General features: G+C 61.7%; 24 protein-coding genes. 10 read left to right on the top strand and 14 right to left on the bottom strand.

Annotation, left to right across the window (positions count from 1 at the left end; translation table 11 throughout):
- Positions 1-122 precede the first annotated feature (122 nt).
- From BJQ95_RS16450 to BJQ95_RS16425, 6 genes are all read right to left on the bottom strand, one after another.
- The gene (locus BJQ95_RS16450; RefSeq protein WP_130176577.1) at positions 123-563 is read right to left on the bottom strand and encodes a DUF2510 domain-containing protein; all 441 of its coding nucleotides are present in this window, start codon (positions 561-563) and stop codon (positions 123-125) included.
- A 364-nt stretch (positions 564-927) separates the two neighbouring features.
- Positions 928-3,267 (bottom strand): PxKF domain-containing protein, encoded by a 2,340-nt coding sequence (locus BJQ95_RS16445; protein ID WP_240694624.1) that lies wholly within the window; start codon positions 3,265-3,267, stop codon positions 928-930.
- A 213-nt stretch (positions 3,268-3,480) separates the two neighbouring features.
- Complete coding sequence (locus BJQ95_RS16440) at positions 3,481-3,921, bottom strand: hypothetical protein (RefSeq protein ID WP_130176575.1); 441 nt, start codon at positions 3,919-3,921, stop codon at positions 3,481-3,483.
- Entirely contained in the window at positions 3,918-4,391 is a 474-nt protein-coding gene (locus BJQ95_RS16435) for a hypothetical protein (protein WP_130176574.1), read from the bottom strand. Before BJQ95_RS16435 ends, BJQ95_RS16440 begins: the two co-directional genes overlap by 4 nt.
- Positions 4,392-4,712: 321 nt before the next feature.
- Positions 4,713-5,810 carry a hypothetical protein gene (locus BJQ95_RS16430; protein ID WP_130176573.1) on the bottom strand — a complete coding sequence of 366 codons (1,098 nt, stop codon included), beginning with the start codon at positions 5,808-5,810 and terminating at the stop codon, positions 4,713-4,715.
- A 106-nt stretch (positions 5,811-5,916) separates the two neighbouring features.
- Positions 5,917-6,249, bottom strand: coding sequence for a hypothetical protein (locus BJQ95_RS16425; protein ID WP_130176572.1), 333 nt, complete (start codon positions 6,247-6,249; stop codon positions 5,917-5,919).
- Positions 6,250-6,524: 275 nt separating this feature from the next.
- On the opposite strand from BJQ95_RS16425, the gene BJQ95_RS16420 reads away from it, so the two are divergent.
- The 3 genes from BJQ95_RS16420 (at position 6,525) to BJQ95_RS16410 (ending at position 7,911) form a co-directional block, all read left to right on the top strand.
- Positions 6,525-7,073 carry a hypothetical protein gene (locus BJQ95_RS16420; RefSeq protein ID WP_130176571.1) on the top strand — a complete coding sequence of 183 codons (549 nt, stop codon included), beginning with the start codon at positions 6,525-6,527 and terminating at the stop codon, positions 7,071-7,073.
- Positions 7,074-7,356: 283 nt separating this feature from the next.
- Positions 7,357-7,539 (top strand): hypothetical protein, encoded by a 183-nt coding sequence (locus tag BJQ95_RS19595; protein ID WP_370688397.1) that lies wholly within the window; start codon positions 7,357-7,359, stop codon positions 7,537-7,539.
- A gap of 99 nt (positions 7,540-7,638) precedes the next feature.
- Positions 7,639-7,911 (top strand): hypothetical protein, encoded by a 273-nt coding sequence (locus BJQ95_RS16410; protein ID WP_130176569.1) that lies wholly within the window; start codon positions 7,639-7,641, stop codon positions 7,909-7,911.
- A gap of 115 nt (positions 7,912-8,026) precedes the next feature.
- Here the strand turns inward: BJQ95_RS16410 and BJQ95_RS16405 are convergent, their stop codons facing one another.
- Together BJQ95_RS16405 and BJQ95_RS16400 are read right to left on the bottom strand one after the other, a co-directional pair.
- Positions 8,027-8,677 carry a metallophosphoesterase gene (locus BJQ95_RS16405; protein ID WP_130176568.1) on the bottom strand — a complete coding sequence of 217 codons (651 nt, stop codon included), beginning with the start codon at positions 8,675-8,677 and terminating at the stop codon, positions 8,027-8,029.
- A gap of 32 nt (positions 8,678-8,709) precedes the next feature.
- Positions 8,710-9,054, bottom strand: a complete 345-nt coding sequence (locus BJQ95_RS16400; RefSeq protein ID WP_130176567.1) for a hypothetical protein — start codon at positions 9,052-9,054, stop codon at positions 8,710-8,712.
- Here BJQ95_RS16400 and BJQ95_RS16395 point away from each other — a divergent pair.
- Complete coding sequence (locus BJQ95_RS16395) at positions 9,032-10,264, top strand: IS630 family transposase (RefSeq protein ID WP_205750042.1); 1,233 nt, start codon at positions 9,032-9,034, stop codon at positions 10,262-10,264. The genes BJQ95_RS16400 and BJQ95_RS16395 overlap by 23 nt on opposite strands.
- A complete protein-coding gene (locus BJQ95_RS16390; RefSeq protein WP_130176566.1) occupies positions 10,261-10,500 on the top strand; it encodes a hypothetical protein in 240 nt (79 codons plus the stop codon). Before BJQ95_RS16395 ends, BJQ95_RS16390 begins: the two co-directional genes overlap by 4 nt.
- A gap of 28 nt (positions 10,501-10,528) precedes the next feature.
- On the opposite strand, the gene BJQ95_RS16385 is transcribed toward BJQ95_RS16390, so the two are convergent.
- From BJQ95_RS16385 to BJQ95_RS16370, 4 genes are all read right to left on the bottom strand, one after another.
- Positions 10,529-10,759 (bottom strand): hypothetical protein, encoded by a 231-nt coding sequence (locus BJQ95_RS16385; protein WP_130176565.1) that lies wholly within the window; start codon positions 10,757-10,759, stop codon positions 10,529-10,531.
- Between the two features lie 63 nt (positions 10,760-10,822).
- The gene (locus BJQ95_RS16380; protein ID WP_130176564.1) at positions 10,823-11,479 is read right to left on the bottom strand and encodes a hypothetical protein; all 657 of its coding nucleotides are present in this window, start codon (positions 11,477-11,479) and stop codon (positions 10,823-10,825) included.
- Between the two features lie 395 nt (positions 11,480-11,874).
- Positions 11,875-12,780, bottom strand: a complete 906-nt coding sequence (locus tag BJQ95_RS16375) for a DUF4238 domain-containing protein (RefSeq protein WP_165384861.1) — start codon at positions 12,778-12,780, stop codon at positions 11,875-11,877.
- A gap of 394 nt (positions 12,781-13,174) precedes the next feature.
- Positions 13,175-13,660 carry an ATP-binding protein gene (locus BJQ95_RS16370; RefSeq protein ID WP_205750041.1) on the bottom strand — a complete coding sequence of 162 codons (486 nt, stop codon included), beginning with the start codon at positions 13,658-13,660 and terminating at the stop codon, positions 13,175-13,177.
- Positions 13,661-14,035: 375 nt separating this feature from the next.
- Here BJQ95_RS16370 and BJQ95_RS16365 point away from each other — a divergent pair, with 375 nt between their 5' ends.
- The 5 genes from BJQ95_RS16365 (at position 14,036) to BJQ95_RS16345 (ending at position 17,259) form a co-directional block, all read left to right on the top strand.
- Entirely contained in the window at positions 14,036-14,488 is a 453-nt protein-coding gene (locus BJQ95_RS16365) for a hypothetical protein (protein ID WP_205750040.1), read from the top strand.
- A 431-nt stretch (positions 14,489-14,919) separates the two neighbouring features.
- Entirely contained in the window at positions 14,920-15,966 is a 1,047-nt protein-coding gene (locus BJQ95_RS16360) for a TerC family protein (RefSeq protein WP_256041426.1), read from the top strand.
- Between the two features lie 45 nt (positions 15,967-16,011).
- On the top strand, positions 16,012-16,242 hold the full coding sequence (locus BJQ95_RS16355) for a hypothetical protein (protein ID WP_130176806.1): 231 nt from the start codon (positions 16,012-16,014) through the stop codon (positions 16,240-16,242).
- Positions 16,243-16,262: 20 nt separating this feature from the next.
- Complete coding sequence (locus BJQ95_RS16350; protein ID WP_370688344.1) at positions 16,263-16,547, top strand: zf-TFIIB domain-containing protein; 285 nt, start codon at positions 16,263-16,265, stop codon at positions 16,545-16,547.
- Positions 16,548-16,881: 334 nt separating this feature from the next.
- Complete coding sequence (locus BJQ95_RS16345; RefSeq protein WP_130176804.1) at positions 16,882-17,259, top strand: hypothetical protein; 378 nt, start codon at positions 16,882-16,884, stop codon at positions 17,257-17,259.
- Positions 17,260-17,338: 79 nt separating this feature from the next.
- Here the strand turns inward: BJQ95_RS16345 and BJQ95_RS16340 are convergent, their stop codons facing one another.
- Positions 17,339-17,530 (bottom strand): hypothetical protein, encoded by a 192-nt coding sequence (locus BJQ95_RS16340; protein WP_256041424.1) that lies wholly within the window; start codon positions 17,528-17,530, stop codon positions 17,339-17,341.
- 577 nt (positions 17,531-18,107) lie between these two features.
- A complete protein-coding gene (locus tag BJQ95_RS16335; RefSeq protein ID WP_130176802.1) occupies positions 18,108-19,112 on the bottom strand; it encodes a hypothetical protein in 1,005 nt (334 codons plus the stop codon).
- Positions 19,113-19,152 lie beyond the last annotated feature (40 nt).

Here is a 19,152-nt window from a genome sequence, read left to right as displayed (position 1 = left end):
GCGGGCTCCCCGCAGTACCAGAGGCACCGCCGGCGCTCGTGTTCTAAGAGTCAAGCGCCCCGCGTGCAGCTTGCAGATACAGCTTGCGGATACACCTCGCCTACTCTCTGGCGACAAAGCTCTCAGCTGGTTGGGCCGTCCCACTCCACCACAGCGACGATATTCGTGCCTGCCGCTACTGCTGACGTGTAGACAGTGAAGTGCTTCACCCTGAGCGGTGGCCAATCGACGAGTTCATTGAGAAGACCCTTGATCGCTTGCTGATCGCCACCCCCCAGAACTGACGCGGAAACCATAGCCTCATGGACGCTATTCACGACGTCGTGTCGCCCATTGACGTGGGCGTACTGCCCACCCCACCCTGATCCTGTCCACCACCGAAAATAGGGCTCAGCCGACTCGTCAATATCAGTTAGATCATCAGGACCTGAGTACCATCCGCGAGGTGCCGCAGGATTGTTCTGAGGCGGAATCGAGCTGGTCCAGTTCTCACCGTCGAACCAGCGGATCTTGCCTTCGCCAGCGTCGAACCAGCCTGGTGGATAGGTTTGCTTTCGTGCCATACGCGGAGCCTATCTGCGCCGCCGCCTCGCCGCCTTCGATGCGTCGGCGGGCGTTACAGACTTATTGGTCCTTCTCCAACCCTCGCCCCGTTGAGAAGTGGATGCCCCAGCCCACGTCGCGCGCGATCTGGGGATGTCCAGCGCAACCTTCTACCGACGAGAACGAGCCCCGAGCTCTTTGTCCGATCGAGTCGCCGCTGACGACACCCTGCTAACCGATGACGCCATGTAGCGATCACAAAACGCCGCGCCGGCGCGGAACTCATCGCGCTCCTTGACGCGAGCTGGGGGCAAAGCCACCACGATTGGCAGACGGACATAAGGAAGCCCCGGACCAGAACAGGCCCGGGGCTTCCTCGTGGAGCTATTTGCCGAACTTGAACATCGCTTCGTGCGATGTCCCGTCAGCGAGCGTCAACTTGAACCTCCGACACGTCCCCGCCCACGCTTTGTCGGTTTTCCACACGTAAGTGTAGGAGCTGGTCGTCGAGCTGTAGGTCAGACTGCTCGACCCGGCCGTTGAGGTGGCCTCGACTGCGTCAAGATCCGCCTTGGTGTCGCAGCCCACACGGACGGAGGTCGGCGAGCCAGCCGCGATGATGCTGAGGCCGAAGTCGGAACCCAGACCGAACTTGACGGGGATGGCGCGGCCCGCGGCGACGGTGTTCACTGTCGGAAGGGGGTCGACGGGCTGCAGGAACCCGGTGAAGGCGTATTGGCTTGTTACCGGTAGGAGAGCGGTGCCCGGAAACCCGATCAAGCCGGCTTCGGTGAAACCGACGATACCAATCTCCACGTCCTTGTCGCGGTGAACATCTGTGATCGAAGCGTCTGTGGTACCTGCCTCGACCATGCCAGCCGGGATGCCGTCCACGGTCAGGCCCCATTTGTAGACTGAGGGATCCGAGCCCTGCCAGGAGACCTGCACCGTGCTGATGCCCTCCGCGCTGGTCACTGTGGGCGCCACCGTCACATTTGTTGGTGCATCTGGCCGCCCGGCGTCTGGGCTGGTGCCGATGTGGACGAAGGCCGACGCGTTGGAGGCGGTCCCGTTGGCGTCGGTCACCCGAACCTGCATGAGGCCCTCTGCCACCTCCGGGTAGGCATGCTTGCCGATCGGGGTCGCCGTTGTCTCATCGAACGTGCCGTCGCCGTTGTAGTCCCACTCGTAATCGACCAAGGTCGACCCGGGTGAGTAGGAGGCTGACGCGTTGAAGGTGATCTCCGCGCCGGGCGGCGCGTAGTAGTCCGGGTGGGGGAGCAGGACCACGGGCCGAGTCTGCAGCTTGGTCAGCGCGGACATCAGCGCGGCGCCCGTGTCGCCGGTGTTGGCGATGACCTGACCTGTTGTCGCCTCGGCCAAGGCGGTATAGAAGGGCGCGGAGCCGGAGGACACGATCGGGTACACGTTGACTGGGTCGATCTCCAGTGCCCGTTTGGCGATGGTCGCCAAGGTACTCGCGTCCACCAGGTCAGGGTCATGGTAAGGCGCATCGGTGAGGATGACGGCCGCTTTGGTGGCTCCGTCGCGCCACTGTAGACCGTCGAACGCGGTCATCAGCGCGTGCAACGCGGCCTCCGGGTAGTCGCCGCCGCCGGATGCGTAAATGGTGGCGAGCTGGGTGTTGAAGTCGGTGGTGTCCTCTTGGAATCCGGAGAGGATACGGGCGGTGACGGCGTCTCCAGCGTCCTTGTACTCGACGAGTGCGACCCGGCCACGTGCAGCTTTGATTGTGTCCGCCATCTGCGCGGCGAAGGCTTTCGTGTCCTCGATTTGCCAGCCCATGGAGCCGGTCGAGTCGATCAGGAAGGCCACGTCTAGACCGGTGGTCCCGGATCCGGGCTGAACGACCGTGGGGTCGAGACCGCTGTCCGGGAAATGGACGGCGAGACGCTGACGGATTTCCACGGCGGCTTTGTCGATGCTGCCGGCCGGGTCGGCGTAGGTGAAGTGCCCGTCGCCGTCCCAGAATATCTTGGACGAGCCACAGACGAAGTCGCGCTTGGCGCAGGACAGGCCCGTCGTTGAGGTGAAACTCGCGGGCAGGTACGGTGCACGCGCGCCGAGGGAGCCGGTGCTCACGAAGCAGTCGGGGACGTCGAAGCGCCACTCGGAGTCGGAATCGCTGCCAAGGCAAGCTGGAGCGTAAGCAGTCTGACTCCCGCCGGGATTCACACCTTCCGGCAGATTCAGCCTCGGGTCACCGAACAACGCTTGATATAGAACGCGGTTGCGGAGGTCGGGGGCGAGCTTCTCCACGTAGGCCTCGCCGATGACTTGGGCGCCTTGCGAGTAGCCGCCCAAGACGAATGCGGCATCCAAACAGGGTGCGGCGCGAGACGTCAGGTAGCTGGTGAGCTCGTCGACCCCGGTGTCGACGCTGGCCCCGAATGTCCACCCGCCGCCGGCGGAGACTCCCGCTTGGACAGTGTTCCAGAACGTCTCCCAGCTGCCGCCGCCGACGGGCACGGCCGGGTAGGAGTTCCCGTCGATGCTGGCGGTGCCCAGCTCGTAGGGGTTGACGGTCACGTGCGTGCCGACTTCGGCTAGCACTTGGTCACGAAAACGCACGTATTCGGGTGCGAGCAGGGGTTGGCCGGACCCTCTAGCGAAGACAAGTTCGACGTCCGCGCATGGCACTGTCAACGGATCGACAGCGTAGGCCGCCGGCACGCTGACGAGGGGCGCCAGGAGCGCCGCCATCGCGCCTAGGGACAGGAAAAGATTTGCTTTTCGGCTCACAAAATTACCCCCGTGTAGTGGCTGTAGCAGGATGCTTCGGACAAGTGGAAGGCGACGCGGCTCATTGCCGCGACGAATCGGTCTCACGCTACATGTGGGGCGCCTCGCGCATGTACCCCCACTTCGCGCCAGTACACGGCGCGTGGGCGAGCCTTTCGGCTAGGTGCCCCGCGTTCAGGACGGGCGCACGTCTAACGCCACCTGCAGACCAGCAAGCTCGCTGCTCACCGTCAGCTGGTACTGGTAGCCGTCCTTGGTCGCGTACCCGATGCACAAGGTCGTGGGCCCGGTCGCCGTGGCTGGCCGCTGACACGTCCCCTCCACGGAGAAAATGACGTCCGCCGGAGCGCCAATTTGTTCTACATCTTGGACGGTCACCGCCGAGTCTGCTTGCCAGCGCCGGGCGATGCTCGGACACGGGTTCGTGCTCATGCACAGAAATTGTTCGCGGCGGACGATGTCATCCAGCGGCTCCCAGTCCCCGGGGATTGCCAGTCTCGATATCTGTGCCACGAACTCGTCGGTGACCCGGTCCTCGAGGGATCTGACGATAAAGAACGCCGAAAGCGCGATGACCACGATCCCGATGAGTAGTGCACCCAGAATCTTCTTCACGTCATCCCCACTGAACTTGGAGCAACAATGTACGAGTCGTCGCGGTGCGACAGCTTCCTGCACTCTATCGGCCCCAGGCGAAAGCCTCCCGCCCCTGAACGGGTGCGGTATTTAAGGAACGCCCGAGAGTTCGGTGATTCGCAGGACGAAGCCCAGCGATGCTCTATTGCCCGGCAGGACGTGGCTGCCAGGTTGAGTTCGTAGGGAGGCTTGAAATCGGAGGGCTGCTCGGACGCCGAGCCATCGACGGCACCGCGTGCCGTCGCGCCGGCACCCAGAATGGCGCCATCCGGGCGAGAAACGTTGTGGGTCTCTAAGACCACCCCGCTGGTGTGGGGACGTGCACGCACGACCCTGAAACCGATCGGGCGTGAATAGCTCTTCAACATCAAAATCAGATCCTCGCGCCCTAACCAACGAGCTTGAACGGAACAGTCGGCGCGCCACGACCCATTTTTCTGCTCAGCCACATCTCACTTCAAGGGTCTGGTTTTTTACCCCCGATAATCGCCCTTATCCGTACAATGAGGCGTCAGAATCGGCCGGCCCATGATCGTGCCAGTTGAGGTCAGACCAGGCGTACCAGGTTGCATGACGGGCATCGCCAGAACGGGTTGGTCAACGACCCATCAGCCAACAACGGGACGAGGCATCGCTCACAATTCGGGGGAGCTCCCAGGGAGTCCTGTTCCGTAGGGGCACCATAGCCAGACCGTCTGTTGTCTGCCGGGCGAATCCGTCGTTTGACCCCTGTCCACTCTCCGGAGTGAAGGCCAGACGGAAAGCGCTGCTCAGAAATTATTGAGGAGGGCTCCAGGGATGGCAGCCAACATCAGTAGCGATGTGAGCGAGATGGCCACGATTCCGATAGTGACCCCTGCAATGGTGAGTCCTCGCCCCGGCGCTCCGAGGGGAATCCTATTCCGGGCTCGCACAGATTGGGCGAGGCCGGTGATCGAAAGAGGGAGGCAGATGAGGGGCACGGTAACGAAGAAGATGCTGAGGATAGTGAGGACGAAGCCTCCTAACCTGCCGGGCGTACTCGAGAAATCGCGCTGCGAAACAGGGGAGGCCCATGTCGCGTGCGGGGCGGCCGGTGAACTAGTCCGGGGCGATGGTCGAGGTTCCGTTGGTTTGGCTGGCTTGGGGTCTGTCAGCCACTTGACGTAGTAGGCGTGCAGATTCGTCTCAGATGCCAGAAACCAGTTCGCCTCTGCTTGATTCATTGCGTAACCGAGTGCTTCCCGAGAGGTCGTCGAGCCGAAGGAAGCCTTGAATTGTTCGTACGTCGGTACCTTGTCGGGCGCGAGGGTCGTGGGCGATTCAGTAATACTGCCGGGGGCGGACCGGTAGCCCGTCGGACCGTCTCCACTCGGAAACTGGTTGTCCCTTCGATCGTCATTCGCCCATGCATCAAGCCAGCGCATGAATGGGTCAAAGTGTTGACGGACCTCGCCGGCGCCGTACGCCGAGATGCGCGATGCGTAAGGTCCCATCAGCTGTTGGGGGACGGTTGCGGTGATGAACGAGACGCAGGCCTGCACGTAGGCCATCGCTGGCGTCTCTGCAGAGGCTTGGGCCGCCAATTTGAACTGGTCCTGGGCAGTAACCATTATCTCTGCGACGACAGCCACGCCTAGCTGTTGAATCGGATCAGCGGCCTTGACTGTTGTCACGTTCGGAAGCGAGAACCCATCGGATTCACTGGTCGGATAGGACACCCAAAAACGCGATTCTGTGGCCCAATCGCGGGAGTAGCCGATTGCTGGCACGGAAATCCGCAGGGCATTGACTCGTGCGGCATTTCGGTCGACCTTCAGGTCGTCCACGTTTATCGGGAATCCGATTGGCGAGAAGAAACTGTCAAGCTGATGTTTAGCGACGCTCACGGAGAACCCTTCGAGATCATGACTGGATCAAGCCTTCCAGCATTCTCATCGGCGCGGATGCCCCCTTCCGGGGACGTACCGCTTGCGCAGGCGTTAGGTGGCGCAATCAGAGTGCCAGCCCGCCGCGTTCGACGGCTGAAGCCCACACCCAGGCGCGATGCATCCCGCGGTGTTCCCACTCGACGTAGACGGCGCGTTGGGTCCAGGCCAGAGCGCGGGCCTGGACGTGTGTGGGCAATGCGGGAAGCCTCACCCAGGCGAGGACGGGAATGGGCTCACGGGCCATGGTCACTGGTAGCCGGCCGAGCTCATCTGCGGTCAGGCTGAACGGCCGAGCGGTGAACTCGTCCCCATAGTCAGGTTCGACTTGCTTGAGGGTGTCGGCCTGCACCGGCGGTACCGGGTGTGGGTCGCTGAGGTATCTCCTGTTCGCTCCCATGAGTCAATTAGAACATACGTTCGATTGTCATGGAAGCTCCTCTGCCCTGCTGGTGGAGCTCGGGCTAGGTGGCCGGCAACGAGCTCATTACCGGATGAACTCGTACGGCCCGAGCCGACGAAGGAGCGTGGCATCTGCAGTTTCCGCTGGACCGCGACTCCATAGTTCACTGTCTCGCCGTGATAACCCAAGGCCCGGACTTGTATGTATGCCCACGACGCGGTAGCGTCATCCTTTTAACTCAAGACAGCAGTTTATCCCGATTAGGAGAATTTGTGCCCATCAACCTAAAGCTCAGCGATGCCCGCCCACAGGATGTCGACCAGGACCCAATGTCCCGCGACTGGATCGGCTGGAACCCTGCACTCGACGACCAGAAGAACTACGAGCAGAACCGCGGCATCTGGTTCATCGGCCGCCGTGTGCACAAAGAGGCGCTCGCAACGTTCTCTCACAACGGCAGGGTGGTCATCGTCGTGGCCCTTGATAGGGACGATCCCATCAAAGAGATCGCGAGTCTGGATGGCGAGTCGAGCAAGTTCGCGATCAACGGGACGGTGCTTGCCAAAGGCAACTCCGATTATGACGCGCTGTTCGGCAGCCCTGTCGACGGACACCGCAACCCGGTCACTTACGCGCCTGACCCCTCCGCTGGACCAAAGATGTGTGCTTGCGGCTGCGGCGGCAACATCGCCGGCAATCGCCTCTTCCTGCCAGGACACGACCAGCGCGCGATCCACGACCGCATTGCCAGGGAGTGGGGAACCACGCTCCGATTCATCGAGTGGTTTGACGAGACTTTTGGCGCCCGCGACGCCGAGTAGACGACATGCTGCGCGACGTCTAGGACTTACGCACGGCCAAGCCTCGGGTGACTGAGAGTGCGTCAGCCTGGATGAGGTCATTGCAGGGCACAACGGTCAAGTCCCTACAGCGCCTTCGGGCGCACCCACAGCCGCACGTGGTCCCTGATGGGCCCACGTGCGGCGCCCATCGGGAGAACCTGTTTGAGAGAATACCCGTAGATGTGAAATCCAACCCACACTCATATTCGCCCAGACCGAGGTGGGTGCCCTGGTCATCAAATCAATCGACATCGGCCAGGACATGCTCGAGCAGGCCAAGCTGCTGACCGGGACCACTTCGAATCGAGAGGCTGTCGGGCTTGCCCTGCGAACCCTGATAGCCGTTCGCCGGCAGCCCTCTGCCGTCGAACGCATCGCCGGTCGTTGCTTCGACGCAAGCCAGATTGACGCTCCAACTATCACCGTGCCCACTTCTAATCGGTAACCGCTGTATCGGCGGTTCTGAAGACACGGCATAATTTGACGAGTTTCGCGCTACATTGCGACCCAACAGCAACACGTCGTCGATCCGAAGGAGTCTTTGATGAACGGATATGTACGCGGGACCGTCACCAGCATCACTATTGGGGTGGCCTATCCCGACGGAAGCGCGAAGACGCTTGAGCTGCCGGATGCATCGGAGATCGGGTCTATTGCGTTCCATGCGCTCGCTGTCGATGAAGAAGACTTGCCGACATACGATGTTTCAGAAGACGACTGGGAGCAAAATCCTGCCTTGATGGTTTACCCCAAAAGTGTCGTAAGGGGCGCCGCAGCCGGCATACCGTACTGCACCCATAACGGCTGCAAGAAGTAGAATCCGTCAGCGATTTGGGCCGTTGTCTTGCATCGGTAGTCGAATGAGCGGCGCCAGCCGCGACCGCAGCATCCCGATCGATCACTCGGCTTTGGTTCTGGACGGTGGTGTCGGTTCAGTCATCGTTTTCCTCGCACTCGGGTCGTGTCATGAACTGGGTCTCCCAATCTCTCGTCCGTCGAACCCGCGGCGCCTTCGGTGGGCCCTCGAGCCATTGCCAAGCGAGGCTCGATAGCTCAAGGAGGGCAAGATTCCTTGCCTGGCCGTCACGCCCCAGGGAAATGACTTGCTGCCCTGAGGGCAGAGTGATCTCGTCGGCGACGTGCATGTGTCCGTGGAAAAGCAACTCCGGGGAGACCCCCTCCCAGACCCGCGTGACGAGTGCGCGAGACCGACTCGAGTAGTTCAAGGCTTCCAAGCTCCAACGCATCGGATTGCTCCTCAGCACGGTTTCTGACGCAGGAGTTCCCCCGTCGATAGTCTCGTGCGTGAGCAGGACATCCACATGGCCATCAGCAACGGCATGCACAACGTCCTGCTCCGTAGGCATCTCCCCAGAAAACCAATCGATGCCCTCCGATCGCAATTCAAAGTCCACGGAAGCCGCGCCGCCGAACGACGCGAAGCTTCTGCTGCCAACCTCGAATCGATAGCCGCGGGGGAGTACCTCGACAACGGAACTCAGCGCCACCGGCCGGCCAGGATGTCGCTGGAACTCGCCATCGAGCCAGTTCCAGTCTTCGTGGTTACCTGGCGTGACGAGCACGCGGGAGATCCCGGCCCTAGTGGTGCAGTTCGTTAGTTCGTCGGGGGTTGGTTGGCGGGCTCGGCGTTGAGGTAGAGGCTGCTGGCGGTGTTGAAGGCGTCTTCTGGTGTCCCGGTTGGTGTGCCGTCGGGAAAGTAGGCGTCGGCGTAGTCGTTGTGGCTGGCGCGATAGGGGGCGAAGCCCCATTCGCTGGAGTAGCCGATGTAGCGCAGGCGACATAGTGGCAGCGTTTGTTCGTCCTTCGTGATGGCGGTGATGTACGCGAACGAGCCACGGAACTTCACAGTGATCGTGCGCACCTGTGGCCAGTCCTTTCGGATCAGGCCCAGGAGTCTCACCTCGAGGGAGTCTTTCGTGGACTGGGGAATCGTCGCCATGGTTCCCATGCTGGCGGATTTCGCGGCGTGTCATCACCGGTTTTCCACAGCCCGGGTAGAGAACAGAGTTATGACGATGACCAGTCCTTTCTCAGTCATTCTCAGTTCAGCCGATTACCTCACCCTGTCCCGGCGGGTCAGCCGGGTGCGGACCGAAGTCCGCGACGGGCTCCGAGCCCGAATAGTCCTCGCCGCTCACCACGGTCTTCCCAATGCTGTCATCGCCCGGGATCTGGGCGTCACGGTCGATACCGTCCGCAAATGGCGTCATCGTTTCCACGACGGCGGCATCGGCGGGCTCAAAGACCGGCATCGCAGCGGCCGCCCACGCATCTTTCCCGCTGTCGCCGTCGCGGAGGTGAAAGCTCTCGCCTGCGCGTTACCGGCAGAGAAGAACGTGCCGCTGTCTCGGTGGTCACATTTCGAGCTTGCCCAGGAAGCCGTCACCCGGGGCATCGTTGACTCGGTTTCCCCAGCGACGGTGCGCCGCTGGTTACACGCTGACGCGATCAAACCTTGGCAGTTCCGGTCGTGGATCTTCCCCCGCGATCCTGACTTCCAAGCCAAAGCGGGCCGGGTGCTCGACTTGTATTCACGCGTCTGGGACGGCGAACCATTGGGCCGGGATGACTACGTCATCAGCGCCGATGAAAAGTCCCAGCTCCAAGCCCTCAGTCGCCGCCACCCCGATCTTCCGCCCGGCCCGGGACGGCCCCGCCGCCAAGAATTCGAGTACCGCCGAGGCGGGACTCTGGCCTACTTCGCCGGCTACGACGTCCACCACGCCCGCGTTCTGGGCCTCTGCGCCCCGAAGACCGGGATTCAACCCTTTGAATACCTCGTCGAGCACGTCATGACGACCGAACCCTACGCCTCGGCCCGCCGGGTGTTCTGGATCGTTGATAACGGCTCCTCACACAACGGCGTCCGCTCGATCGAGCGCATGAACACCTCCTGGCCGACCGCGAAATTGGTGCACTTGCCCGTGCACGCATCCTGGTTAAATCAAGTCGAGATCTACTTCTCCATCGTTCAACGCAAAGTCGTCAAACCGCAAGACTTCCCAGACCTCGCCACCCTTGAGGACCGGCTCCTCCGATTCCAAGACCGCTACAACGCAACAGTGGTCCCCTTCGACTGGCGCTTCGGCCGAGCCGCCCTCCACGACCTCCTCCACCGCGTCACAGCCCACGAGCAGATCGCAGCATGACCCCCGACGAACTAACGAACTGGGCCACTAGTGCACCAGAAGTCGACGGCGTCGAGATACTTACGACCACGCGCGCCAGCCCAGATCCCGAAGTCGCCGACATGAAGGATCGTGGTTGCCGCTGGAGCATCGCGGGCGATGGAAGGGATGGCTTTGCCAATCCAGTCGATGTTGGCATGCCAGTCTCCGGCGATGACTACGTGCGTCTCAGTTATGGCGAGCGGGGCGTTGGGTAACGAGACCTCGCTCACCAACGACTCACGATCAAAATGGCAAACCCCGTTCAACCAGGTTGTGCAGAGCCTGATCTTGGGCGAGAAAGATGCCAGCGATGTTCTCCGCCAGATTGTTCTGTTGCACGCTGGATAGCTCGGCCCAACGTGGACGCTGCCCGGCAGTGGCAGTCGACTGCTGCTCTGCCAGGCACCGGGCGGTCTCGTCGACGAGAGCCACCCGGAACGGGGGCCAATCATCGCGCCAGCTTGCTTCAGTCATTCTGTACTCCTCCACTTTTCGACCGGATCTGGCGGCTAGCCGTTAGATGATTGCACGAGATGCTCACGACCAGTCCGAAGCCTCGACGATCTCGATCACGTCGTGGACGTTGCCTCCATCACGAAGCCAATCGACGGGCGACTTTTGCCCCTCGGCGACGAGGCTTGACTGGGGTGTCGCCATGAATCCGGCGACGCTTTGCCAGTCCCACCGCGGGCTGACGACCTCGATTACCTCGGTGAGTCCGGGAATGAGTTTGTTGGGATATCCGAAGTTGAACTGCCAGGCCGGGAAACGGAGCCGGCCGGAGATCTCAATCGCGTAGAGGCGTCTTTCGGTAACGGCAGGGCGAACTTCGTCTTCGTTCCAGCCCAAGAAACCGGCGACGTCTTCAAGCGACATACTGGTGAGCTGGTTCGACAACCAAGCCTCGGCTGCGCCCAACTGGAGAGATCCTCGGTCGACTTCACTCGAGGTCGAGTCCAACTCTTCGGCAGTGAAGGTTCCCGATTCGATCAGGAATCGCTCCTGCTGCTTGCTTAGCCCGTTCCTTGAGGCGGGCCTCATCGCAAGCAGCATGTCCGTGAGCGAACGGACTATGTAGTCCGAGTCGCCTGCTATGTGGTCTATCGCTTGTCCGAGTTGCCGCAAGGCGTCATCCAGGGCCGGCGGGCCGACTCGTTCATTGGCGCTGTCGGGGGCGGACGCGGAATTGGTCATGAGCGGCAGACTAGAGGTTCTTCAGCGCCGTTTCGAGCCTGTAGGTTGACCGCCGAGAGGCGAGTATGCCTTGCCGTAGTGCGCATCTTCTCGGATATGAGCAGGAACCGACCAAGCGCACGTCCGAGGCACCTGTGAGCTCCCAGAACTTTCGCAGGTTCGGAAGCGTCAGTTTCCTCTGTCACCAGAGTTGGCCTCGCCCTCCAGCCCGAGCATTGTGGGGCTGCCTAGCGGGTCCCGCTAGGCGAGTTTATCCGGTGCCTCGGACGGCCCTCCGTCGCCCCGCCCGGGGAAACGAATCCCGTAGACACCCAGGCCGGTTCGCGGAGCGCGGGCTATGTACTTTGCGGCGCGGGACGCTCGTCGACTCACCGGTAGACATGTAGTGACCGCGGCTACCTTGCGGGACGAAGTCCGGCGGGCGGATTCTCGAAGTCAATGCGCCCGCCACGCGCGGAAAGTGCTGTGACGTCGTCCGGGACGAGCTGGCCATCATCGGGGTGATGATAGACGCGCTGATGCGCGTGCATCACGGTGTTGTTGTTGAACATTCGCCTGCTGACCTCGTCGCCCGGCATCACCTGGTCAAACCGACCGGCCTCGATATCGTCGGTTAGTCCAGCAAGAGACTCGAGGGTCCCCGCAGACTGCATGATCAGTCCGGCGTGCCGCGTTAGGGGAAACAACATCGCGCGCGCGTTTTCAAGCCCGAGACCGACGCTCTGGTCGCTGTTAGGGTGCGGAACGGGCGTTATGGGCGCATCAGAGGTCAGTAATGATGGCGATTCGAACTTCACGAGCGTCCAAGTGCGTTCCAGAAAGAAGCGCATCAGTTGCGGAAGTAGCGTGACAATCTGCTGAATGTGGGACGCGGACGACGCGAGTGGAGGCAGCTCACTTGTGCTGGTGCTCAGACCCGCTGGCGCCCCCGGTAGTTTTGCGATGCGCTCGAATTCAGTCGGATCCTGTTCAGCAAGGCGTCGGAGGATGGTTGCGAGCACATGATGAAGTTGTAGCCGATGGTCCTGTCCTCTCAGGTGCTGGAGCGTCATGAACTCTGCGAAGACGAGGCGGTCGTCGCTGTTCAGCGGCCATTCCCCACGTCTCGCCGCCGCGAGGATGACTGCAGCCTCAGACTCGACCTGCGCGAGTTCGTCCTCGAAGATGCTGGGGTTCGTCGGATGATTGGGTATCGAGTAAAAGTGGTTCTCGATTGTCGCATCGGAGGTGTTTGTGTCAAATGACTTCGCGGTAGCGATGTCGATTGCCCGCAGCCGCTTGCCCTCGGCGAATCCCGCCAAGTAGAACCTTGGGACCGTGTGGTGCCGCACCGGGTTCTTTTGCACCAATGCCTCCCGGCCTCTTGTCAGTTCCGAGTCGAGGTTGATCCTCTGCAATCCCGGTCGAAGACGATGATCGACGGGCCCGACTGGTCGAGTTTATCGCGCACCTCTATCGTTCCCCTGGTCGAAGAGTGCGCCATTCTGCGGCACATCGGGCCGCTTCCCTTCCGGCCCGAAGTGCCCCGAATCGCGACGAGGTCGCCGCTGCCCTTGGCGACTCTGCATTCACCTGAGTATTTGAAGCCTTGAGCGCCACCAGTTATTGCGGTTGAGCGCCACTGAATATTGGGCTTCAGCGCCACTGAGTATTGCCGGTGAGCGCCAGCGGTTGGCTCGCACTCACCGGCGTGGGTCACGCCGCGTTGTCCGCGGTGTGTTCGCGCATGTTGGTGCCGCCGGTCTCGATCCAGATCGTGCGGTGCACGATGCGGTCCATGATCGCGTCGGCGTGAACGCCGGAGCCCAGTCGTTGATGCCAGTCCTTCTTGGCGTACTGGGTGCAGAACACGGTCGAGGTGGTGTCGTAGCGGCGCTCCAGGAGTTCGAGGAGCATGCTGCGGGTGTTGTCGTCCGGCTGGTCGAGCAGCCATTCATCGATCACGAGAAGGGTGAACGCCGCGTATTTCCGGAGGAACTTCTCTTTTCCTCCGGGCTTGTCGCGGCCGGCAGCCCAGTCCCCGCATCGGTCACGGCGAGGGAGGGTGCGTCGCCGCTCTTGCACCCCGTCGGATACGAGCGCATCGAGCTGAAGTTGAGCATCCTGGCTCGAGGTGCTGATGCGGGTGTAGTGCGACCGCGTTGGAACTCGGTCCACGATCGAGGTGGTTCGATCAGGCATCAGATTCGTCTCTGTTTGTCCCCCATGTAGCCGACTTGTACCGGTTATCCCCAGAGCCTACGCTCTGGAATTGGAACTCCATTTTGTGTCGTTCAACGAGGGGGGATTGAGCCGAAATCGCTCGACAACTGCCTCCGGTGGTTGCTGGTACTGGGCGACGGTCTAACCACAATCCCGAACCGTTCTTGCCGTCCGTGACCATCAAATCAACCAAATTGTTCGAGCGCGCTGGCGTTCGATCCTGCTACTTCTCACCCGCTGGGTCGAAGCCGCGAAACTGTGGCGTCAGACGGCGATTTCCGGTAAGGCTTCGCCCTCGCCGTCCCGCCCAGCTAATCCAAAACGTGTAAGAAAACCGACTTCAGGAGCAGCTTGATGACCACCTTTCGAAAAGCCACTGCAGACCTGCTCGAGAATCACGACATCTCCGTCGAAGAGGCGGCCGACCGACACATTGCCCCAGACTTCCGCCAGCGCATGAACGGGATATGGATAGACCGACGCGAGTTCATCGACCGGATCACGGAACTCCGGAGCAATACTCAGGAAATCAATATCGTGGTGCTGGACGAAATGACCGTCGGGGATCAATATTGTGAACGTCATATCGGCGACCTGCTCAGTTTCGACGGCCGTAGAGAGGTTCTCGAGGTGTACGTCTTTGCGGTTTTGGATTCTGATGGGCGGTTCAAGCGAGTTGAGGAGGTGACGTTGACGCTCAATCCCGACGTGGTGATGCCACCGATGGACGCCGCTGATGATCGGGAGGCGAACTCTTATTCGCCGGCGAGCCCGATGGCCTATCCCCACACGGCGTTGATGTCGTGATCTCGTGTGGTCGTGTGCGTGGAGCTACAACTCACCGTGGAGGAATTCGATCGTTACGTCGGACCGGAATGGGCTCGGTGGTCATGGCGACCGGCGGTCGACCCAGTTCGTCTGCTGTGATGAATATTTGCTTCTATAGGCACCACCTGTGGTGCGGGTGAGCATCGTTGTTCAGGTGCCTGGGCGGCATCGTTCGGCACCACGACCGGCGTGTGTGAGCACCACCTGGAAAGTTCCTTCCACCACGTGAGCGCCACATGGTGCTGCACAGCTGTTGCCCAGTTGACGTGACGCACATCTATCGTGTTTACTTATCACAGAAGGGGAGTAATCCTCGCTTCGCATCGTCAATACGTTCCCGCCGCGGGTTCCGGTGTGCAGGGCCGCAAGGTAGATGAGACCTTCACGAGTATTTCGTGGAGGTCTTTGTCATGGCTGTCCCCCTGTGGGCGTGGTTCGCTGTTCTGGGTGTGATCCTGCTGATGCTCGCCGTCGACCTGGTCGCCCACCGCAAAGCTCACGTGATCGGTGTGCGGGAAGCCGCGGTGTGGTCGATCGTGTGGGTGACTCTCGGTGCGGCGTTCGGCGTGCTGGTGTGGACGCTGTGGGGGGCGGAATTCGGGCAGCAGTACTTCGCTGGCTACCTGATCGAGAAATCCCTCGCGGTCGACAACGTGTTCGTCTGGGCGATTATCTTCGCCGCTTTCGCGGTCCCGCGCGAGTACCAGCACCGAGTGCTGTTTCTGGGCGTCCTGGGCGCCCTGATCTTCCGCGGGATTTTCATCGCGGCCGGCGCCGCGCTGATCGAGAACTTCTCTTGGATCCTGTACGTCTTCGCCGCGTTCCTGATTTACACCGGGTGGCGGATGTTCCGCTCCCGCAACGACCACGTCCACCCCGAGAATTCCCGCATCCTCAAGGTGTTTCGCCGGTTCGTGCCGATGACCGACGCGTACCACGGGCAGAGGTTTCTGGTCCGCAAGGCAGGAATCGTGGTGGCGACCCCGCTGCTGGCCGTGCTGGTGCTGGTGGAGATCACGGACGTCATCTTCGCCGTTGACTCGATCCCGGCTATCTTCGCCGTCACTAGTGAACCGTTCCTGGTCTTCACCGCGAACGCGTTTGCCATCCTGGGGCTTCGGGCGATGTACTTCTTGCTCGCGGACCTGATCCATCGGTTCATTTACCTCAAGATCGGACTCGCGTTCGTCCTGATCTGGGTGGGTATCAAGATGCTGCTCCTGGATGTCTTCTACATCCCGACCACCATCAGCCTGGCCGTGGTCGTGACCATCATCACGGTGTCCATCGTGGCCAGCCTCCGCGCCACCCGCGGTCAAGGCCGACGCGACGTGCAGACCGAGGCTGCAGGGGCGTTCCGGATCGCCACCGACGAGGAACTTGCCGCGGTCGAGCCGGTCTTCGGCCGCCGTGGACGAGTGCCTGCCGGTAGCGGACAGGACCACTCCGATGAGTGACCTGGATCCTTCGGTGGCCCCCGGCCCTGAATCGAGCTGATCACGATGACGCATACTCGTCGCGACTGCCAGCTCCGCGGCCCCGCCCACGAAGCGCCGGTCGGCCGCCTGGTCCTAGACGGGGTGCCATGGCCCGAGGACCTCCTCAGGCTCACCCGCCACGGTGACCTGTGTGTGCACATCATTCTTCCCCGCGACCGGGACCGCTGGGTGGGCCTGTTCGCCGGCGTGCGAGTGCTGGCCGAATTATTCAGCCACAGAAGGGAGCACGTATGAACTGCCCTCAGGACGGAGCCGTGCTGGTGGTCGATCGCCGCACCGGCATCGAGATCGACGTCTGCCCGATCTGCCGGGGGGTGTGGCTGGACCGCGGGGAGCTGGACAAAGTCATTGCCCGTGCCGGCACCCGCAGTCGTCCAGGCCGGCCACCGTCGCTGCCCCCGCTGCGAGCGAAAAGCTCCGCCCGCGAGGATGTGGACACCCAGCCCGTCGGCCAACCGAAAGAGACCGCACCACGGGGAGAAAACTGGTTAGCGGACCTGTTCGAGGAAACCCCGCCACCCATGGATCGAAAGACATGACCGGAAGCACGGCTGACCCGCCGCAACGGTCCGCTAGAACCCGGTATGACCTGCCCATCCCGATTGGAACGCTCAAGAACTTTGTTCGACCGCCACACCGGCCTCCGCAATCGTCCCCGCCCCATACACAAACCTCAGGCAGCGAACCTGGCTTTGAGAGTGGCTGAGCGACTCAATGGCACAAGACCCCTGCACTCGGCTCAACCCCAAATCGAGCTAGGAGTCTCGAATCCTGTGTGCCTCGTATCCCATCCCCAAACGGACAGGCACCCATGCCCCTGCTCGAGGTGGGTAATTTCAGTCGATTCCTACCCGTGCATGTTAAGTTGCAGGTGTGACCAACCCAACGGACTCTCCTCGCCGAAGCAAAAACGCCACCAACCCTGACGCGGCCGCGGCCGCGGCCGCGGCTGAGGCTGAGGGAGGGCAGGAAGGTCCTCGCACCACCGATCCACATGCCCCGAGTGAAAAGAATGAGAAGATCCTGGCGCACGCGGAACGCCGAGATGATCAAGCCGAGCTACGCGATGTCGAGTCCGACAAACGATCCGAAGCCGCCGACCTGCAGGCCTTTCTATATACCGACTCGTCCTATGCCGGTCCTGGCGAACGCCGCGCGGCTGCAGTGGATCGCAGCCACGCTAAGAGCGACCGCGAATCTTCCGCCGCTGATCGAGCCCAGTTGTCCGAGCACGAAGCCAACCCGGACTAGAGTCCACCCCCAAAGATTTCGATTTCGTGCCGCGGCTGTCGGCCGCTTCCCGCGGTGCCTTGTGCGCTGCAAAGGTGCGTCAGAGCTGGAACGGCGACCATTCGGACTCGTTCACCGCACGAATCTCCCCATCCAGATCAAGGCGCCAGACCCCGGCTGAGCGATCGATAACAATGCCCACGATCATCTCCGGCAACGTCACCAAGCTTTCGCCGCACCATGCGGCCATCATCTCAGCGCGCAGAGACCGGAACTGAAACAGCAGCCCCACCACAAAACCCGGCGCCGGTGAGCGGGTGTCCGATGAGAATTCTTCTAGCGCACGGATAGGGCGACTTGTAGGTCTGTGCAGGCGTTGCTCACGCGGTGGCAGGCCTTTGTGCAGGTCACCCAGTTGGGGTAGAGCTGGGCCATTCGCTCGCAGGCGGTCACGGACTCTATGCAGGCTTCCACGCAAGCATCCAAGATTGAAATCGCTGCTGCGTGATTAGCGCTGGTCGTCCAAGACAGCACTCTGGTTGTCACAAGTCCAATCTCAACGCAGTACAAGTCGGCTAAGAAACACGCTGTGATTTCTCCATTACCGGTCGACGCCAGACATTCCTCTGCACAGGACTCGCTCACGCGGATCAGTTCGTCGCACGCTTCTTCACAAATACGTATCCGCTCTTGAATCAGAGCGTCAATTAAGTCGCTGCGGAGCATGAGGATCACGCTACCGTCGCCGTGCTTCGATATCTCCCCCCTTGACCGGCACGAAGAACGTCCGCTACGGGATCACGGCTGCGGGCGAAAGTTCGTCAGCCGATCCCCTTTCAGACCTGCGGGATCGACCGAAGTGATTGATGTCAATTGCTGGGATTGGTGAGGACTATGAGCTGTTGCGTGGCCCTGGTCATGGCGACGTAGCGGTCGACGGCGCCCTCGACGCCTGCGCCGTGCGCTCGGGGATCGAGGAGCACGACAAGGTCGAATTCGAGTCGCTTCGACTGTGCCGGGGTCAGGATTCGCACTCGTGTGGTCTGTTCGACCGGAGCGACGCCATTCGCGCTGATCATGCGGGCAGTTCCGTCGTCATGTTCGGTGAGCCACGTCTCGACGATCCGGCCGAGCTGCGATGGGGATGCGTGCACGACGGGCAGTCCGCTCTTGCGGACTGATATCGTGACGTTCGCGTCTGGAAGTATCGCGCGGATGATCGGCTCCGCTTCGATCATTATTTCCTCTGGAGTGCGGTAGTTGATGCTCAGTGAGGCGAGTGCGATGTGTGTGAGCCCGATCCGGTCGAGCCGCTCGGACCTTGTTTCGGACAAGCCGTGTCGGGCCTGGGCGCGGTCACCGACGAAGCTGCGGGAGGGGCAGCGTCGGATGAGCATCTGCCATTCGGCGTCGGTCAGCTCCTGCGCCTCGTCGACGATGATGTGTGCGTACGGGCCGCCAAGCGTATCGGGGTTGACGGTTGGTAGTGCGGATTCGTCGACGAGGCTGGTTTGGGCATCCTGACCGCGGAGAATCGACATCACCATGAGTTCGGAGTCGTCGGACGCAATGAGGTCATCGAACACCCGGTTCATGTTCTCTCGCTCTGCAGCAAGAGCGGCTTCGCGCCGACGGTGGCGTCGCGGCCCCTCGGGGTCGCCAATACGCTGACGCGCCGCGTCGATGATGGGCAGGTCCGAGACCGTCCATGCCCGCGCGTCGCCTCGCTGCAAGGCGTGCAGATCTCCGCTGCTGAGCCATGGTGCGCACGCTTTCAGGTAGGACGGCACCGACCAGAGGTCCGCGACGATACCCACCGGGTCGAGCAGCGGCCAGGCACGATTGAGCGTGTTGGTGAGCTCGTTGTCTTGCACAAGGTACCGACGCAATAACGCCCCTGAGACGTCCCCATCG

This window comes from Cryobacterium sp. SO1 (genome assembly GCF_004210215.2).
Lineage (GTDB): Bacteria > Actinomycetota > Actinomycetes > Actinomycetales > Microbacteriaceae > Cryobacterium.
This window is presented reverse-complemented; position numbering and strand designations above follow the sequence as displayed.

Bases quoted from the DNA above. Each gene is read 5' to 3' on its own strand.
- BJQ95_RS16450 (WP_130176577.1), bottom strand. From the start codon at position 563: ATGGCACGAAAGCAAACCTATCCACCAGGCTGGTTCGACGCTGGCGAA.
- BJQ95_RS16445 (WP_240694624.1), bottom strand. From the start codon at position 3,267: ATGGCGGCGCTCCTGGCGCCCCTCGTCAGCGTGCCGGCGGCCTACGCT.
- BJQ95_RS16425 (WP_130176572.1), bottom strand. From the start codon at position 6,249: ATGGGAGCGAACAGGAGATACCTCAGCGACCCACACCCGGTACCGCCG.
- BJQ95_RS19595 (WP_370688397.1), top strand. From the start codon at position 7,357: ATGCTCGAGCAGGCCAAGCTGCTGACCGGGACCACTTCGAATCGAGAG.
- BJQ95_RS16410 (WP_130176569.1), top strand. From the start codon at position 7,639: ATGAACGGATATGTACGCGGGACCGTCACCAGCATCACTATTGGGGTG.
- BJQ95_RS16400 (WP_130176567.1), bottom strand. From the start codon at position 9,054: ATGGCGACGATTCCCCAGTCCACGAAAGACTCCCTCGAGGTGAGACTC.
- BJQ95_RS16390 (WP_130176566.1), top strand. From the start codon at position 10,261: ATGACCCCCGACGAACTAACGAACTGGGCCACTAGTGCACCAGAAGTC.
- BJQ95_RS16385 (WP_130176565.1), bottom strand. From the start codon at position 10,759: ATGACTGAAGCAAGCTGGCGCGATGATTGGCCCCCGTTCCGGGTGGCT.
- BJQ95_RS16380 (WP_130176564.1), bottom strand. From the start codon at position 11,479: ATGACCAATTCCGCGTCCGCCCCCGACAGCGCCAATGAACGAGTCGGC.
- BJQ95_RS16370 (WP_205750041.1), bottom strand. From the start codon at position 13,660: ATGCCTGATCGAACCACCTCGATCGTGGACCGAGTTCCAACGCGGTCG.
- BJQ95_RS16365 (WP_205750040.1), top strand. From the start codon at position 14,036: ATGACCACCTTTCGAAAAGCCACTGCAGACCTGCTCGAGAATCACGAC.
- BJQ95_RS16360 (WP_256041426.1), top strand. From the start codon at position 14,920: ATGGCTGTCCCCCTGTGGGCGTGGTTCGCTGTTCTGGGTGTGATCCTG.
- BJQ95_RS16355 (WP_130176806.1), top strand. From the start codon at position 16,012: ATGACGCATACTCGTCGCGACTGCCAGCTCCGCGGCCCCGCCCACGAA.